We start from the raw sequence: 16,746 nt of genomic DNA on the forward strand, positions 1-16,746 counted from the left end.
TCAGGCGCCTTTCGCAGATGGAATTTTGCGCGTGCCGGTAATGGACAAACCATAGCCATCCAGCCCCACAACTTTCGGCGTGGCCGAATTGGTCAGCAGAATCAGGTCATGCAGACCCAATGACGACAAGATCTGCGCGCCCAGCCCGTATTGGCGCAACACTTGCGGGGTGCTGCCCTCTGCCGGGGCCATCTTCATTTCTGTGTCGCGCAGCAGCACCACGACCCCGCGCCCCTCTTCACCGATCAGGCGCATGGCATCGCTGAATTCAGCCGCACGCGCACCGCCACCAGTGCCGACCATATCCAGCAGCGGGTCAAAGGCATGCATACGCACCAAAACAGGCTCTGGCGTGGAAATATCGCCCTTGATCAACACGACATGTTCAGCACCTTGGGTCGTGTCGGAATAGACCCGCATCATCCAGTCACCGCCAAATGCCGAATTGATCTTTTGTTCACTTATCACGCGCACAAGGTTGTCGTGCCGCCGCCGATAGGCGATCAGATCCGAGATTGTGCCAATCTTCAGCCCGTGTTTCTGCGCGAACGCCACCAGATCCGGCAGGCGCGCCATGGTTCCGTCTTCCTTCATGATCTCGCAGATCACACCCGAGGGGTTCAGACCAGCAAGTCGCGAAATATCGACCGCCGCTTCGGTATGGCCTGCGCGCACCAGCACACCGCCATCGCGGGCGCGCAAAGGGAACACGTGGCCCGGCGTAGCAATATCGGCAGCCCCTTTGCCCGCATCAATCGCTACGGCAACCGTGCGCGCGCGGTCATGCGCAGAAATGCCGGTTGATACACCCTCGCGCGCTTCAATCGAGACTGTGAACGCGGTTTCGTGGCGCGAGGAATTGCTTGATGCCATCAAGGGCAGGCCAAGCTGGTCGATCCGCTCGCCCGGCAAGGTCAGACAGATCAGCCCCTTGCCATGTGTCGCCATGAAATTGATCGCTTCGGGTGTCGCCATCTGCGCCGGAATGACAAGATCGCCTTCATTCTCGCGGTCTTCATGATCCACCAGAATGAAGATGCGGCCATTACGGGCCTCTTCGATGATCTCCTCAGTCGAGGAAATCGCATCCTTCCAGCTTTGCTCGACATCACCGGGCTGTTCGTAATTCATGGCAGACTGATCCTTTGCTCTGGGGTGGCAGATAGCCCAAAGGAAGGCGCGGGAAAAGGGGGCAAACGGGCACATCACATGTGCAACGCACGGTCAGTTAGCCGGGAATTGAGGCAAATCCGGCAAATTCCGGCTAATCCGACACTGCCAAAGGTGCCACATCATGAAGTCTGTCCGCCAGCTTGCCACGCAGATTGTCGCCCGTGAGGGCGGCTTCGTCAATGACCCCGATGATCCGGGTGGGGCTACGAATTTCGGCGTGACCATCCACACCCTGCGCCGATTGCGCCCCAACCAGCGTGTCACCGTGCAGGATGTGCGCGACCTGACGCGCGCGCAGGCGATTGAAATCTACATCGAGCATTACTTCACGCGTCCACGCATCGCCGAATTGCCAGAGCCGCTATGGCCCAGCGTTTTCGACATGTATGTAAATGCAGGGGCCAATGCCGTGCGCATTCTGCAACGCCTGCTTGTTCAGATGGGGATACATGTCGCCGTTGATGGCATTATCGGTCCGCAAACCATTGCCGCCACCCATCGCGCTTATGACATGGCACCCGCACATCTGGTCGATGCGTACGGGATAGCGCGGCGCGATTATTATTACGCTATTGCCGACCGTCGCCCCGCCAGCCGCAAATTCGCGCGCAGGCGTGATGGAGGCAAGGGCGGTTGGATCACACGGGCGGAGGAATTCATCAATCCCCGCTTTCACCTTAGCGCGGAACAGCACCGCGCACGCACGCGGGGCTGGGCATGATCCGGTCGCTTTTCGGATGGGTCTTTGGCGGCGCGCGAGAAGCGCGCGCACTGGGCCAGACGGTCACGTCTGTCGCCGAGGTGTTTCGTCCAAATGCCACGCGCGCACTGGAACTGGGCCATGACGCCTACAAGGCCGCCCATGCCAGCCATGCTGCCGAATTCCAGTATGGGCGCGGCGGGTGGTTTGATTCGGCGGTCAACGGGCTGAACCGCCTGCCCCGCCCCTTGCTGGCGCTTGGCACATTGGGATTGTTCGTCTTTGCGATGGCGGACCCGGACGGCTTTGCCATCCGCATGCACGCACTCGCCGCTGTGCCAGAGCCGCTGTGGTGGTTGCTTGGGGCTGTTGTGGCATTTTACTTCGGCGCACGAGAGGCGCACCATCTGCGCGTCACGAAAGTACCTGCACCGCCGCCAACAGAAAGGCGCGCGCGCTCAGAGGTGCCGTCAGATACGGGAGCAAACCCCGCATTGGCCGAATGGGCGGGGCTGAAAGGGTAAGCGCTGCGCCACAGATGTGGCGCGGCTCACGACCCTTGGCGCAGAAAATCCTCTTCCTCGCCGGTCACATCGATGCCCAACGCTTCCAGGCCGCTTTCAAGGTTTTCCGCCAGATGCGGCATACCCAGCAGGTAATCGGCTGTCGGGGTCGTTGCTTCTGATACAGCGGTCGCAACCGCTTCGTCATATTCTTCGGCCTCAAACGCACCGCGACCGACCCAGGCAACGGCCGTCAGGCTGGCTTGTTCGTCATCATTCAGGCCTTCAATGAAGGCATGTGCCTCAGGGTCACCCACTGTACCCTCGCGGGCAAGGTAAATGATATGAACAATTTTGCGCGGGCTGATAGCAAGCATGGTTGCCTCCTGTATCCTTGGATGCAACTGTCGCTGAAACCGCACGGTGTTGCAAGGGTGAACCCGCCGATTAGCGCCCTCCGAAGACCCGGAAATACAACCCGTCCGGCAAGAAATTGGCCCCGCGAAACACCAGTGAGAACAAGCGTGGAAACGCACGCTGGAATTTTTCCGAACGCATAAGTTGCATCATCTCCTCTGCCGCCTGGTCGGGCTCCATCAGGAATGGCATGTTAAAATTATTCTTGTCAGTCAGGCGGGTACGGATGAAACCGGGATTGGCCAATTGCACATCTACGCCAGTGCCGCGCAGGTCGGCATACATCGACTCTGCCAGATGCATAAGCCCGGCTTTGCTGGAACTATAGCCAATGGACCCCGGCAAACCCCGGTAGCCAGAAAGTGAACCTGTTATCACGATATGCCCGGCCCCGCGCGCGACCATTGCCGGCACAACCTGCCCCAAGACCCGCGCAGCCCCGGTCAGGTTGACATCAAACATGGCCTCGGTCTGCTCTGGCTGCCATTCGGTCGCCGGGAAGGGCCAGTAGACCCCGGCAAGAAACACCATCCCGTCAACCTCGCCCGCGTCTTGTGCCGCGCGAACCACCGACTCGCGATCAGACACATCGCAGGGCACGATCCGGGCCTCTCCCGGCAAACTGTCGGCCAATGCCTGCAAACTGTCGGCGCTGCGCGCACTCAGGACCAGCGCGCAGCCCGCCTTTGACAGCTTTTTCGCCAGCGCCCGGCCCAAGCCCTCCGACGCACCAATGATCCAATACGTTTTCCCCGACAGCTTTCTCATGCATCCACCTTGCGCATCGTTGCGACCAGTTCGGCCACCTTGATACCAAACTTGCGAAACTGGCTGCGGTTCACAATTGTCTTGTCGTCGATCAAATACATCCAGTCCGTGACCTGCAACGCATGCCCCCCCGCACTTTCCGGCAGTCGGATCGTGTAGCTGAGGCACAGCGCGCCCCCTTCCTGCTGCCCAGAACCCTTGCCGACCAGATCATCCGCTTCGGCGGTGACGCGCCCGCCATTGCCCAGCGTCAACCGCCATTCGCGGTCTTGCTTTGTGCCGCTGTCATAGCTGAAATGTTCTGCCAGAACGCCGCGATTGCCATCCCAGCGCCCCTCCATATCGGCGGTGAAACGGGATGTGACGCGCCCCATCGGCCCATAAATCACACCCTCGCAACGGATCGGCCCCGAGAGATGCTGCTGTATGTCCATGTGCGGGGTCAGCTTGGCATAATCTTCCGGCTTCTGTGCCTGAAACCCGATTACCCTCTGCCCGATAGCGAAGAGCGCCAGGACCAGGACACTACCGGCAAGAAAGGTCAAAAACATACTCATGGTCAGCTCTCCTTCAAAGGGGTCAGCGCCAGCAACGCGATTGCCACGACCTTCAACACCGAAGGCAGGGCAGCATATAGCAGGACAAGGGTGTTCAGCGCGGTCGGGCTGTTCTCAGCCCCGGCCTCAAAGCCTGCAACCTGCAAGGCGGGGAATACCATCAGCGCGGCCAGCGCCAGAGTGGCTTTGGTGACAAAGGCCCAAAGGCCAAAGCCCTTGGCCGCTTCAGGCGACAATTCGGCCATACGCCGCGAGAAAATGGCGGGCAACAGCGTCAGGTCAGCCCCGATGCCCGCCCCCGAGATCACGCAGATCAGCGCAAACAGCGCCAGATCGCCGGGGCCAAGCGTGGTGACAAAGGCGAAACTCAGCGCCGCCAGCCCCATACCTGAAAGCAGCGCCGTCTTGGCCCCGGTGCGCCGCGCCAGCCGCGCCCAAAGCGGCGCAGAGGCCGCCGCCGACAAAAACAGCAGGATCAGCAGCACACCTTCCATGCCTTCGGCCTGCAAGACGCTTTCGGCATAGAACAGAAACAAGGTCGAGGTAATGGCGACTGGCGTTGCATTGACCAGCGCGACGATAAGCAAGCGCCGCGCGGTGGCATCTGCGAAGACATCGCGCAGGCTAAGCCCCGCTTCTGCCACTTGCACATTGCGCGCGCGCGGCCATTCGGCACGCATCGCAGCAATCGCCAGCACTGTGATGACAACAAAGCCGATGGCAAACCCCATGAATGGCGCAGGTAGCACCGCTTCAAGCGCCACGGGCGCGGCAGCGGCCAGACATACGCCCAGCAAGGCACCAGTTTCACGCCATCCGGCCAGATAGACATGCCCGCCCTGCCCCAGCGCATCGCCGCGCGCGGCACCCGTGGCGTAAAAACAGATGGTGAGGAAGGAATAGCACGAAAACAGCAGCGTCAGGGCAATGGCAAACCATGCAAGCGGCGCGAACAGCGGCGGGACAGCAAACAGCATCAGCATTGCAGCGGCCATCACGGCAGCGGTAAGCGCGACCGCCAGCCCGCGCATATGAGTCAGCCTTGCCGCCAGCCAGCCCAGCGCTGGGTCTTGCAAGAAATCAAGCCCGCGCAACACGAACAACACCGTGCCCAGCGCGGCCAGAGATACGGCATATTCATCAACGTAGAAATACGGGGCATGAATATAGATCGGCAAACCGGCCATCGCCAGCAACCCGCCAAACAGCGAATAGCCCCACAGGCGTGGGCGCGGGCTGGCGGCAACCGCAGTGGTCATTGGCTGACCTCTTGTGAGGGTGGCTTTGGCCGTCCGTTGAACTTTGCCCCCCGCCACCACAGCTTGAGTGCTTGCCAATGGATCAGCGCCAGCACCCGGCGCGAACCGAAACGGCGCACCATTGCGCCCAGAATGGCACGATTTCCCAACGGACGGCGCTGCCCGGTCAGAGTGGCGACCAGCCCCGCCCCCGGTGCCTCGTGATCCTGCGTATAGCCGATACGGATGGACAGCTTGTCAGGATGGATGTTGAAATTGAACGCATAATCCCCTTCGACCGGCTGAAACGGCGAGACATAGAATATCTTCTGCGCTGCCAGCGTATCACTACCCTGAATGACCGAACGGTCGGGCTTGACGCAGAGATAGGAATGGCGGTCACCATAGGTATTGTTCACTTCGGCAATCACCGCGCGCAAGCCGCCTTGCGCGTCATGGCACAGCCAGAAACTGACCGGGTTAAACAGATGGCCCAGCACGCGCGGTTGCGTCAGCAGATAGACCACGCCATCGGTTACCCCCTCCAACTGATGGGACGCAAGCACCTCGCGGGCCCAAGCGGCCCCTCGCCCCTGACCAGGCGCGCCGCCGTGGTCGCGGTCACTCAGGCTGGCAATGTTGCGCGCATTGCGCGACATCAGGCGCGGCAGGTGCAGGTCTTCCTCGGCATTGAACAGCACGTAATCCACCGCATAGGTGAACTTGTTGCTGATCGGCCCGCGCCGCCCGTGAAAGGTCTGGCCTGCGATATGTTCTACACCACTCATGCGACCGCCAGGCTCTTGACACGCGCTTCCATCGCGCGCGCGACATCGACCGCGCTGGCAAAGCCGTCCTCATGAAAGCCATTGCGCATCCAGGCCCCGCAGAACCACGTGCGATTGGTGCCGTTGAAGTTCTGGATTGCCTTTTGTGCCGCCAGTGCCGCCGCGTCATAGACAGGGTGCGAGAATGTGTAAGTGTCGTAGATACATTCCTCGCGCACCGGATGATTGGCATTCAGCGTGATGAACATGGGGTCATCATGGGGGATGGGTTGAAGCGAATTCATCCAATAGCTTAGTGAAATGCGGTCGCGGTCCTGTGGCCCGCGTTCGGTATAGACCCAGCTTGACCAGCACTTGCGCCGCTTGGGCATGAAACTGGTATCGCAATGCAGAATCGCGTCATTGGGTTGGTATTTCACCGCGCCCAGGGCCTGTGCTTCTGCCCCGGTTGGGTCTGCCAGCAAACGCAGGCTGACATCGGAATGGGTGGCAAGGATCACTTCATCGAATTGCTCTTCCTCAGTCCCTTCAACCTTGACCCAGACGCCCATTGGCCCGCGCCGTACCGACTGAACAGGCGTCCCAGCGCGCAGATTGACGCCAGCGCGGTCCAGATACGCCTCCAGCCGCCGAACATATTCGACCGATCCGCCCTGAACCGTGTACCATTGGTGCTGTCCCTCATAGCCAAGCAGCGCGTGGTTGCGAAAGAAATCCATCATCGCATGGGCCGGAAAATCGAGGATTTTCTGCGTCGGCGTGGACCAGATCGCGCCCGAGAAGGGCAGAAGATACCGCTCTCGGAACCAGTCGCCGGTTCCGAGCTTGTCCAACAGCGCACCAATACTCAGGCTTGGGTTGGCCTGGCTGACGGACAGGGCATTCTTGTTGAAATGCATGATATCGCGGATCATGCGCCAGTAACGCGGGTTGACCAAATTCTTGCGGGTGGCAAAAATCTCGTCAATCCCGGAGAGTGAATACTCAAACCCACCCCCATCAAACGATGCGCCGAAAGACATGTTCGACTTCACGACCGGCACATCCAGCTTTTCAAAAAGCGCGGTCAGGTATGGGTAATTGGTGTAGTTGAAAACGATAAAGCCCGTATCAACAGGCTGGGTCCCGTTCTTTCCAGCCGCGATGGTGCGTGCATGTCCCCCGAAACGGGGCTCCGCCTCAAATAACGTGACACGGTGCCTCTGAGACATGAGCCAGGCACTTGACAGCCCGGAGATGCCCCCGCCTATAACTGCAATTCTTCTGGCCGGGGTATCAATCAGTTCAAATGGCATTCAGCCACTCCCTATCATCTTTATGTTGTCAGGATTACGCGGTGCGCCCAGCGGCGGATCATTTGGAAAAAGATGTGATTTTCATGTGAATTTTTTGAGCTGAGATGTGATCCAGTTTCGAGCATGTAACGTAAATCTGACATGTTTGACATCACGCCACAAACTCTGCCTTCTCGACAAGCCGCCGCGGCTGTGGATATGCTGTGCGCTCAACACGGGATATCGCGCCGCGGGAAAAGGCAATCGGAAGTGGATGTACAAAACGCAGCGAAGTGGGTTGTCCTTCTTGAGAAAGTGGCGACCGAACAGGATACAGACGCTTTCACAGAGGTGTTCGAGCATTTTGCGCCACGGGTCAAAGGCTTTTTGATAAAATCAGGGGCTGACCATGCCATGGCGGAAGAATGCGCCCAAGATGTGATGGTGACGGTCTGGAACAAGGCCGCACAGTTTGACCCGGCGCGCGCAAGCGTCGCAACATGGATATTTACCATCGCCCGCAATCGGCGCATCGACATGCTGCGCCGTGATCGCAGGCCAGAGCCTGAAGAATTAACCTGGGGACCGGAAGCAGAGCCAGACCAACTGGACGTCATGACCATGCAGCAGGAAAGCGAGCAGCTGATCTCAGCCATCGCAAGCCTGCCTGAAAAACAGCGCGTGATGATCGAGCGCGCCTATTTTGGCGATTTGACCCATAGCGAAATCGCCGAAGAAACCGGACTGCCCCTTGGCACGATCAAATCCCGAATACGGCTGGCGCTTGAACGTTTGCGCCATTCCCTGAGTTGAGAAAGACGACGACCATGATTACCCACCACCTGAGCGACAAGTTGTTGATGGCCTACTCTTCCGGCACGCTGCCCGAAGCATTCAACCTTGCTGTCGCGACCCATATCGCCATGTGCGACGAATGCCGCGCAAGGTTGGCAAGCTTTGACGCAATTGGCGGCGCAGTTCTGGAGCGTGCCGAAGATACAGCCGCGCCCATGTCGCATGAAACCCTGCTGGCGACATTGTCGCGCATCAAGGATCAAGGCCCCCGTGAACAAGCTGCCCAGAGCGGCAGGGCAACGCAGGAAGGCTGGACCCTGCCAGAGCCATTGCGCAGCTATGTCGGCGGGGATGTACAGGATGTGAAATGGCGCAATGTCGGCGGCGGCGTGCGTCAGGCTGTTATACCGACATCCGAAAATGCGACAGCGCGTCTTTTGTATATTCCGGCGGGCAAGGCTGTGCCCGATCATGGCCATCATGGCATGGAATTGACACTGGTGCTGCAAGGCGCCTTTGCCGATGAAGAGGATTGCTTCAGCCGCGGCGATATAGAGATTGCGGATGAAGGGACCGAACACCAGCCGATCGCGCAAGTCGGCGCAGATTGCATCTGCCTTGCCGTAACGGATGCGCCGTTGAAATTCCGCGGCCTGCTGCCGCGTCTGGCCCAGCCGTTTCTGGGTATTTGATACAGATCAAGGCAGCCCGTGTCGGTCCATGCGACCTCGCATTCATAAAATAATATGTGAGGAATGAACATGGACTACCCTGCTTTCATCGCGGCAACCCGCGACCAGAGCCGCAATCTGGCAAAAGCCATTCCGGACGCCATGAAAGGGTTTGGCGGGCTGTCGCGCGCGGTCAAGGAAGGCGGCGTGCTTGGCTACAAGGAAAAGGAATTTGTGGCACTTGGCATTGCCATCGGTGTGCGCTGCGAGCCTTGCATCGCATTCCATGTCGAAGCACTGATCAAGGCTGGTGCCACGCGCGAGGAATTGGGCGATGTGCTGGCCATGGCGATCCAGATGGGCGGTGGCCCGGCAGTGATGTATGCAGGCAAGGCGCTTGATTGCTGGGACCAGCTTCAGGCAGTGTAATCCGATTGTGCGGCTGCGCCGCAAGTTCATATGTCACCCCCTGCCCGTTCCGGGCCGGGGGTTCCGGGTTTGAGTATTTTTAGCAAGAAAATGCGGCATTTCTAAACAAGATAAAAAAACCCCGCCAAAAAGGCGGGGTAAGTTGGTGTCCCGGCGGGTAACACAGGACACCGGCGGTAAAGGGTTAAGCGTCAGTCATGCATTTCGGAACGGATTTGCTGACGCAGGATATCAATCGGGATCAACTGGCCATCACGCTTGAACTGCCAATAGGTCCAGCCATTGCATGAGGGCGCATTTTCCAGCGCGGCACCGACCTGATGGATCGAGCCGCGATGTTCTGCACTGACCAGAGAGCCGTCAACGCGCACTTTGGCAGCTTGCCCCCGGGGATTGACCAGCATTTCACCGGGGCGCAGCAGGCCGCGTTCGACCAATTGCCCGAAAGCCACGCGCGGTTGCGCGCGCTTTGAAACGGTGGTCTGCAAGGCCGCCGAGTCCAGCGGGCGCACTTGGCCCAGACGTTTTGCTGCGACCTTGCGATACGCCTCTTCGCGCTCGATGCCGATATAGTTGCGCCCCAGCAATTTGGCGACAGCCCCTGTGGTCCCCGTGCCAAAGAACGGGTCCAGTACGATATCGCCGGGATTGGTAGAACCGACAAGAACACGGTGGAGCAGGGATTCCGGCTTCTGCGTGGGGTGGGCCTTGTCGCCATTGTCATCTTTCAGCCGCTCATGGCCAGAGCAGATGGGCAAAACCCAGTCCGAGCGCATTTGCACGCCCTCATTGAGTTCCTTCAGCGCTTCATAATTGAAGGTGTATTTGGCGCCTTCGGATTTGGAGGCCCAGATCATCGTTTCATGCGCATTGGTCAGCCGTTTACCACGAAAATTCGGCATCGGGTTGGACTTGCGCCAGACCACGTCATTGAGGATCCAAAAGCCCGCATCCTGCAACGCGGTGCCAACGCGGAAGATATTGTGATAGGAGCCAATCACCCAGATCGCGCCATTGGGCTTGAGCAACCGGCGCGCGGCCTTGAGCCAGGCACGGGTGAACTGGTCATAGATCTTGAAACTGTCGAACTGGTCCCAGGCGTCATCTACAGCATCGACGCGGCTGTTATCCGGGCGATGCAATTCGCCCTTGAGTTGGAGGTTGTAGGGCGGGTCTGCAAAGATCAGGTCGATGCTGCCCTCGGGCAGGGAATTCATCACCTCGATACAATCGCCTGAAAGAATTTCGTTCGTGGGAAGCATTTTTGCCCCCTGCGCCACTGTGGTTACTGCCATGTCTGCCTCGATCTTGCGCATTGTTTGCGCTTGTTGAGTTGCATCATGAGTCAAAGCTGATTCGGCGTCAATTTCTTTTTGAATCAGAGATTTGAAAAACTTTCTTCATGTAACCTATGGACACAAGATTTTGCGTATCGGCGCGAAGGAGCGCCTATGCTCGGGGGTTGGCCCCAAATCTGCTATGGCATTTTTGTGACGCTTGGTCGGATAACCTGCGTTCTCGGCCCAGCCATAGCCGGGATAGCGCTGGTCCAGTTCCGCCATGATCCGGTCGCGTGTGACCTTGGCAATGATTGAGGCCGCCGCGATGGAGAGCACGCGCCCATCGCCCTTGATCACAGCCTCGGCGCGGCAGGGTAGATCGGCTGGCAGGCGGTTGCCATCAATCAACAAGTGGTCGGGGGGCGTTTGCAGTGCGGCAATCGCGCGATGCATTGCCAGATAAGTGGCCTGCAAGATGTTCATCGCATCAATCTCGGCCGGGGTGGCATGGCCGATGCCTACATCCGCACTGGCCATAATCGCATCGAATAGCTGGGTGCGCGCCGCAGCGCCCAGGCGTTTGGAATCCGCAAGCCCCTGTGGGATAGCAGCAGGGTCCAGCCACACGGCCGCAGCCGTCACCGGACCGCAGAGGGGGCCACGGCCCACTTCATCCACGCCGACAATACGGCGCGCGCCTTGCAGGGCTGCAAGGCGCTCGAACTCATAATCAGGGGCGGGCGCAGGGGGCATGGCCTGTCATGCCCCATTGACGCGCATCTGTGCAACCCTCAACGGCGCTGTGTGCGATAACCGCGCTCGGTCAGGCACTGGGCGGAATAGATCGTTCCACTGGTGCTTCGAACCTGACAGGTGCGCGGCAGATCGCGCACGCCGCGCTGTTCCAGACAGGCGCCACGATACCCCGCCAAAGTCTGGCCGCCATAGCGGTAAGAGATCAGACATTGCTGCGGCAGCACCGATCCGCCTTGCCAGCCACCCCCGCGCGGCGGAGTGGGTTGGTGACGGTCGCGGCCGCGATTGGGCGCGCTGCGTTCCGGGAAATAGCCTGCGTTGCGCAGGCAGGTGGCGCGATAGACACTGCGCTGCCCGCGATTGGTGCGCACTGTTTCCTGACATTGGCGCGGCAGGTTGCGCAGCCCGGCATTGCGCAAGCATTGCGCGTTATACACCGTGATATCCCGATTACGGACGCGCAAGACCTCTCGGCAGTAATCGGGCAATTCGCGGCTGGCATATTGCGGCCGGTTCTGACTGGTGCCCCTGTCAGAGCGGGCCGCCTGAACAACGATGGCCACGGCCGCCGCGCCCAGAAGTAGCTTGATGAGCGCATCATCAGACGCCTGTGCAGGGGTCGCGGGCAGGCTGATTGCACCCAGCGCGACACCGGCGGCCAGAATCGCACCGGTGGCACGCTGTCGCAATGTGCTGAACAATGTTGTGGTCATGCCTCGGGTTCCTTCGTTTGAAAAACTTGTACCCGAAGCGTGCTGTGATACGGCATTGCCGTGCAATAACGCCTGCCTGCTATCAGATAACAACGCACAGGCAACAGGGCTGATATTGAATAACCGTGCCGCTGGTGCAATGGTTCCGCCATGAAAACCACGATCCTTTCTGCGGTGTTTCTGGCACTGACGCTTGCGGGGCAAGCCTCGGCCCAGTGTTACGCAGATTACAAGGCCAAGCAGGACAACCCGTTGCGCCTGCAATATGGCATCATTGAATTACCGCAATCAGCCTGCGCATCGGTGCAGGCTGCCCGTAACTATGCCGAACCTGTCATTTCACGAAGTGGCTGGACGCTATTACAGATCGAGTCCATCTTCGACCAATCCGAATTTCATAGCAGGAGCGCCAATGCCGGGGCCATCCATCTCCGCCAGTGATCTGGCGCGCATCGGGAACCGGGCGGTTGTCTGGGGTGTCGCGGCGATTGTTGGTGTTCTGGTTCTGACGGCGGTGCTGCTGTTTCTGAACCTGCCAGATGCGGGCGCGTTTAATGCCCGGGTCGAGCGGGTCTTTGTCGAGAATGCTGACCTGACCAGTCAAGCCGAAATCAAGCTACTGGAGATTCTGGCACAATCAGGCACGGCGTTTTCGGAAACGCTGGTGTCCTATCGGGTTGTGATTTTTGTGTTACTGGTTTTTGCGACCGGGCTTCTGGTGACCTCTCTGGTCATGATCGTGCTGTTGATCACGCTGAACCGGCGCATGGCAATGGTCGAGAAGCAGGGCTTGCAAGTCTCTCAACTGGTGATCGACCGGGCCACCAATTCGGTTGCGATCAATGATATGGAATTCAAACTGACCCCCGCCGCAGTCGAGACATTGGCGGTGCTGGCAGAGGCGCGCATTGATGATGAGGTGCTGACCGGGGCAGCCATCGAGGCTGTCATCTCTGGCCGGATGGAGGTGGATTGCGATGAGGCCGCAGGGGCCACACGCATTAAACGATTGCGCGATACTTTGGGCAACCAGTTGATAAGCGAAGTGCTGGTCAAGAATATCGCGCGGCAGGGCTATATGCTGGCAATTGACAGCAAGGTGATTTCCCTGCGCTAGTGTTCGCCACCCGACGAAAGGGTCCCGCGCCCGATCCGGTGCTTTCGTCAGGGAAGGCTATACGGAACCTTGCGGACGTTCGGGCCCGATGGCGAATGGCGAGACTTAGCACGCGCAGCACAACAGACGGCGCTTCACACCAGCGCTTCGCGGGCGTGACGGCGCAGGGCATCGCTTAGCGCCCGAAGCGGTTCTGCCGCACGTCGGTTGATTTGCCAGAATAGGGGCCGGTCAAAGGGTGTGTCCGCAATCAGCTCCACCAATCGCCCAGAGCGCAGATGATCCTGCACCAAAGACGCGGGGTTCATGCCCCAACCCACCCCCTGCACCGCCGCTGTCACAAAGCCTTGCGTCGAGGGCAGCCAATGGGTTGGCGGCGCCAGCCGTTGTCCGAAGACGGCTTGCATCCATGCATTTTGCAACTGATCCTTCTGGTTGAAGGTCAGCGCAGGGGCGCGGGCCAATGCTGAAAGGGTGACCCCGTCAGAGAAAAACCGTTGCACGAAACCGGGGCTGGCCGTTGCATGATAGCGCAGGCTGCCCAAAGCGATGGATTTGCAACCCTGCACGGGCTTGGCCACAGCGGTCAGCGCAGCCACCACCCGCCCCGATTTCAGCCAGTCGGTCGTGTGATCCTCATCATCGACCGCGATATCCAGCAAGATATCCGCATCACGGGCAAAACCTGCCAGGGCGGGCAGAACCCATGTGGCCAGGCTGTCGGAATTGACGGCAACAGACAGGGTCACGCGGTCTGTCTGATAGGCGCTTGCAGGCAGCTGGGCCATTAGGTCGCGCTCTGCCAGACCCACAAGCTCTATATGACGACACAGGGCATCCCCGGCCGCCGTGGCGCGGCACGGGCTGGCGCGCTCGATCAGGACAGTGCCAAGACGTTCCTCCAGCGCGCGGACCCGCTGCGAAATGGCCGAGGGCGTCACCCCCAAGGCCCGCGCCGCGCCCTCGAAACTGCCGGTCTGCACCACCATCGCGACCGCACGCGCGGCGGGATAATCAAGCATTAGCTTCCCTTAACCAGTGTTACGTCGTTTAATTTGCCTAATCACATGGCCCGGTATATCGCAAGCCAAACCTGACAGAGGCTGATATGAGCGACCTGACGATTTACCTGACCGGCCTTGGCATCGGCCTGAGCCTGATCATCGCCATTGGTGCGCAGAATGCCTTTGTTCTGCGTCAGGGTCTGCGCGGGTCGCATGTCTTCCCGGTGGTGCTGACCTGTGCGCTGTCAGATGCGATTCTGATCGTCGTCGGGGTGACCAGTTTCGCCAAAATCGCCGCATGGTTGCCGATGGTCGATCCGGTCATGCGCTATGGCGGCGCTGCGTTTCTGCTCTGGTATGGGGCGCGCAACATGCGCGCGGCCTTTACTTCGTCGCAAGCACTATGGATCGACGGTGCAGCCCCGCGAGAGCCGCTGCGCCCTGTGCTGCTGACAGCGCTGGCGCTGACATGGCTGAACCCGCATGTCTATCTTGATACTGTGGTATTGCTGGGTACGATCTCGACACAGTATGCGGGCCAGCAGTTTGCCTTTGCCGCCGGTGCGGTGAGCGGATCCTTCCTGTTTTTTTTCGCGCTCGGCTATGGTGCGGGTAGATTGAGGCCTCTTTTCGCACAACCCAGGGCTTGGCGGCTTCTGGAGGGCGGGATTGCTCTGGTGATGTGGGCAATTGCTGTGAAATTGATCTTGTCAGCCTGAACAGGTCGTTTCGCGCTGATCCAGCGCCCGAAGCACTACACTATCGGTCAGCGAATACTTAGCGCAGCACTGCGCCCGAATAACCGCAATGCCCTCAAAGCAGTCATAGAGAATCTTGTCTGTGGCGGCAAACACTAGAATGGCGCATTCTGGCAAATCGGTCCAGTAGGCTGCGCAAGCAGACCCAACCATCCACCCCACGCAGCGCCCGCAAAGCTGGCATCTGAAAAGCACCAAGGCGACGCCGCGCCCCTCTCTCTGAGGCCTTGCCATCATGATCGAACGACCGCATCAAGCAATAGCATTCCCCTGCTTTTACTCTGCCACACGCAACCGCCCTTGCACCTGCGCCTCTGCAATGCCAGATATTGCGGCAGTGAACAGGGAGAGATGCAATGCTGGACAAACGCCAATTCTACATAAACGGCCAATGGTGCGACCCGGTGGCGGGCGAGGATCTTGATGTCATCAACCCCTCGACCGAAGAAGCCTGCGCGGTCATTTCACTTGGGGGCGCAGCAGATACCGACAAGGCCGTGGCCGCAGCGAAGGCGGCCCTGCCCGGCTGGATGTATTCCGACCCGGCGGAACGGCTGGCGCTTGTCGAGCGTATACTTGAAGAATACAAGGCGCGCGCCGAAGATATGGCGCAGGCCATCAGCACCGAAATGGGTGCACCCATTGACATGTCGCGCAGCTCTCAGGTGGGTGCCGGGACATGGCATATCAGCAATTTCATCAAGGCCTTCGAGAAGGTTCACTTCATTGAACCGCTTGGCGATCATGCGCCAGAGGATCGCATCATCCGTGAAGCGGTGGGTGTCTGCGCCCTGATCACGCCCTGGAACTGGCCAATGAATCAGGTCACACTCAAGGTCATCCCCGCCCTTCTGGCAGGCTGCACGATGGTGCTGAAACCGTCCGAGATTGCGCCGCTCTCCTCGATCGTCTGGGCAGAGATCATGGACGCCGCAGGCACACCGAAGGGCGTTTTCAACATGGTCAATGGCGATGGGCCGGGGGTCGGCACACAGCTATCAGGCCACAAGGACGTGGACATGGTCAGCTTCACCGGCTCAACCCGTGCCGGCATAGCCATTTCCAAGAACGCCGCCGAAACCCTGAAGCGCGTGCATCTGGAACTGGGCGGCAAGGGCGCGAATGTCATCTTCGCCGATGCCGATGAAAAGGCCGTGAAGCGCGGGGCGGCTCACTGCTTTAACAATACCGGCCAGTCCTGCAACGCGCCCACACGGATGCTGGTGCAGCGCGAAATCTATGATCAGGCCGTGGAAACCGCACGCGAACTGGCAGAAAAAACAGCCGTTGGCCCCGCTTCCGAATCCGGGCGCCATATCGGGCCAGTTGTCAGTCAGGCGCAGTTCGACAAGATTCAGGACCTGATTCAGACTGGCATATCCGAGGGGGCAAAACTGGTTGCGGGCGGTCTGGGCAGACCAGAAGGGATGAATCGTGGCTATTTCGTGCGCCCGACCGTTTTTGCCGATGTGAATAACCAGATGACCATCGCGCGCGAAGAAATCTTCGGCCCTGTCCTGTCCATCATCCCGTTCGAGTCTGAAGATGATGCTGTGCGCATCGCCAATGACACTGTTTATGGCCTGACCAATTATGTGCAAAGCGAAGATGGCGCAAAACGTAACCGCATGGCGCGCCTGCTGCGCGCGGGCATGGTGGAAATGAATGGTAAATCTCGTGGCGCGGGGGCCCCGTTCGGCGGCATGAAGCAATCAGGCAACGGGCGCGAAGGTGGCGTCTGGGGTATCGAGGATTTTCTGGAAGTCAAAGCCGTATCCGGCTGGGCCAATGACGCGGAGTGAATG

Annotated in this window: 20 protein-coding genes; 9 read left to right on the forward strand and 11 right to left on the reverse strand. The window is 59.4% G+C overall.

Features of this window, described 5'->3' with window-relative positions:
- The gene (ribB, locus tag EV660_RS16430; protein ID WP_071479170.1) at positions 1–1,131 is read right to left on the reverse strand and encodes a 3,4-dihydroxy-2-butanone-4-phosphate synthase; all 1,131 of its coding nucleotides are present in this window, start codon (positions 1,129–1,131) and stop codon (positions 1–3) included.
- 163 nt (positions 1,132–1,294) lie between these two features.
- On the opposite strand from ribB, the gene EV660_RS16435 reads away from it, so the two are divergent.
- Together EV660_RS16435 and EV660_RS16440 are read left to right on the forward strand one after the other, a co-directional pair.
- Positions 1,295–1,894: a holin-associated N-acetylmuramidase gene (locus EV660_RS16435; RefSeq protein ID WP_071479169.1), complete on the forward strand. Its 600-nt coding sequence runs from the start codon at positions 1,295–1,297 to the stop codon at positions 1,892–1,894.
- The gene (locus EV660_RS16440; protein ID WP_071479168.1) at positions 1,891–2,397 is read left to right on the forward strand and encodes a holin family protein; all 507 of its coding nucleotides are present in this window, start codon (positions 1,891–1,893) and stop codon (positions 2,395–2,397) included. Before EV660_RS16435 ends, EV660_RS16440 begins: the two co-directional genes overlap by 4 nt.
- Before the next feature lie 26 nt (positions 2,398–2,423).
- Here EV660_RS16440 and EV660_RS16445 read toward each other — a convergent pair whose 3' ends face one another.
- The 6 genes from EV660_RS16445 to EV660_RS16470 all read right to left on the reverse strand — a co-directional run bounded on the left by EV660_RS16445 (position 2,424) and on the right by EV660_RS16470 (position 7,439).
- Positions 2,424–2,753: a DUF3775 domain-containing protein gene (locus tag EV660_RS16445; protein WP_071479167.1), complete on the reverse strand. Its 330-nt coding sequence runs from the start codon at positions 2,751–2,753 to the stop codon at positions 2,424–2,426.
- A gap of 70 nt (positions 2,754–2,823) precedes the next feature.
- Positions 2,824–3,561, reverse strand: coding sequence for an SDR family NAD(P)-dependent oxidoreductase (locus EV660_RS16450; RefSeq protein WP_071479166.1), 738 nt, complete (start codon positions 3,559–3,561; stop codon positions 2,824–2,826).
- Complete coding sequence (locus EV660_RS16455) at positions 3,558–4,118, reverse strand: DUF3833 domain-containing protein (RefSeq protein ID WP_071479165.1); 561 nt, start codon at positions 4,116–4,118, stop codon at positions 3,558–3,560. The genes EV660_RS16450 and EV660_RS16455 overlap by 4 nt, the downstream gene beginning before the upstream one ends.
- Positions 4,119–4,120: 2 nt before the next feature.
- A complete protein-coding gene (locus EV660_RS16460; protein ID WP_071479164.1) occupies positions 4,121–5,377 on the reverse strand; it encodes an MFS transporter in 1,257 nt (418 codons plus the stop codon).
- Entirely contained in the window at positions 5,374–6,144 is a 771-nt protein-coding gene (locus tag EV660_RS16465) for a DUF1365 domain-containing protein (RefSeq protein ID WP_071479163.1), read from the reverse strand. Before EV660_RS16465 ends, EV660_RS16460 begins: the two co-directional genes overlap by 4 nt.
- Complete coding sequence (locus EV660_RS16470; protein ID WP_071479162.1) at positions 6,141–7,439, reverse strand: NAD(P)/FAD-dependent oxidoreductase; 1,299 nt, start codon at positions 7,437–7,439, stop codon at positions 6,141–6,143. The genes EV660_RS16465 and EV660_RS16470 overlap by 4 nt, the downstream gene beginning before the upstream one ends.
- A gap of 198 nt (positions 7,440–7,637) precedes the next feature.
- Between EV660_RS16470 and EV660_RS16475 the strand changes: the two genes are divergently transcribed.
- The 3 genes from EV660_RS16475 (at position 7,638) to EV660_RS16485 (ending at position 9,313) form a co-directional block, all read left to right on the forward strand.
- The gene (locus EV660_RS16475) at positions 7,638–8,231 is read left to right on the forward strand and encodes a sigma-70 family RNA polymerase sigma factor (RefSeq protein ID WP_084634625.1); all 594 of its coding nucleotides are present in this window, start codon (positions 7,638–7,640) and stop codon (positions 8,229–8,231) included.
- A 14-nt stretch (positions 8,232–8,245) separates the two neighbouring features.
- A complete protein-coding gene (locus EV660_RS16480; protein WP_071479161.1) occupies positions 8,246–8,905 on the forward strand; it encodes a ChrR family anti-sigma-E factor in 660 nt (219 codons plus the stop codon).
- Between the two features lie 69 nt (positions 8,906–8,974).
- Positions 8,975–9,313, forward strand: coding sequence for a carboxymuconolactone decarboxylase family protein (locus tag EV660_RS16485; RefSeq protein WP_071479372.1), 339 nt, complete (start codon positions 8,975–8,977; stop codon positions 9,311–9,313).
- A 191-nt stretch (positions 9,314–9,504) separates the two neighbouring features.
- Here the strand turns inward: EV660_RS16485 and EV660_RS16490 are convergent, their stop codons facing one another.
- From EV660_RS16490 to EV660_RS16500, 3 genes are all read right to left on the reverse strand, one after another.
- Positions 9,505–10,575, reverse strand: a complete 1,071-nt coding sequence (locus EV660_RS16490; RefSeq protein ID WP_157798903.1) for a site-specific DNA-methyltransferase — start codon at positions 10,573–10,575, stop codon at positions 9,505–9,507.
- 147 nt (positions 10,576–10,722) lie between these two features.
- Positions 10,723–11,346, reverse strand: a complete 624-nt coding sequence (locus EV660_RS16495; protein WP_071479160.1) for a ribonuclease HII — start codon at positions 11,344–11,346, stop codon at positions 10,723–10,725.
- Between the two features lie 38 nt (positions 11,347–11,384).
- Positions 11,385–12,062 (reverse strand): hypothetical protein, encoded by a 678-nt coding sequence (locus tag EV660_RS16500; RefSeq protein ID WP_071479159.1) that lies wholly within the window; start codon positions 12,060–12,062, stop codon positions 11,385–11,387.
- A 150-nt stretch (positions 12,063–12,212) separates the two neighbouring features.
- Here EV660_RS16500 and EV660_RS16505 point away from each other — a divergent pair, with 150 nt between their 5' ends.
- A complete protein-coding gene (locus EV660_RS16505; RefSeq protein WP_071479158.1) occupies positions 12,213–12,503 on the forward strand; it encodes a hypothetical protein in 291 nt (96 codons plus the stop codon).
- Positions 12,475–13,179, forward strand: coding sequence for a winged helix-turn-helix domain-containing protein (locus EV660_RS16510; RefSeq protein WP_071479157.1), 705 nt, complete (start codon positions 12,475–12,477; stop codon positions 13,177–13,179). Before EV660_RS16505 ends, EV660_RS16510 begins: the two co-directional genes overlap by 29 nt.
- A 134-nt stretch (positions 13,180–13,313) precedes the next feature.
- Here the strand turns inward: EV660_RS16510 and EV660_RS16515 are convergent, their stop codons facing one another.
- Positions 13,314–14,201: a LysR family transcriptional regulator ArgP gene (locus EV660_RS16515; protein ID WP_071479156.1), complete on the reverse strand. Its 888-nt coding sequence runs from the start codon at positions 14,199–14,201 to the stop codon at positions 13,314–13,316.
- Between the two features lie 86 nt (positions 14,202–14,287).
- Between EV660_RS16515 and EV660_RS16520 the strand changes: the two genes are divergently transcribed.
- Both EV660_RS16520 and EV660_RS16525 read left to right on the forward strand, forming a co-directional pair.
- On the forward strand, positions 14,288–14,902 hold the full coding sequence (locus tag EV660_RS16520; RefSeq protein ID WP_071479155.1) for a LysE/ArgO family amino acid transporter: 615 nt from the start codon (positions 14,288–14,290) through the stop codon (positions 14,900–14,902).
- Between the two features lie 395 nt (positions 14,903–15,297).
- The gene (locus EV660_RS16525; RefSeq protein WP_071479153.1) at positions 15,298–16,743 is read left to right on the forward strand and encodes an aldehyde dehydrogenase family protein; all 1,446 of its coding nucleotides are present in this window, start codon (positions 15,298–15,300) and stop codon (positions 16,741–16,743) included.
- Positions 16,744–16,746 lie beyond the last annotated feature (3 nt).

Origin of the sequence: Roseinatronobacter bogoriensis DSM 18756 (assembly GCF_004366635.1) — a bacterium.
Taxonomy (GTDB): Bacteria; Pseudomonadota; Alphaproteobacteria; order Rhodobacterales; family Rhodobacteraceae; genus Roseinatronobacter; species Roseinatronobacter bogoriensis.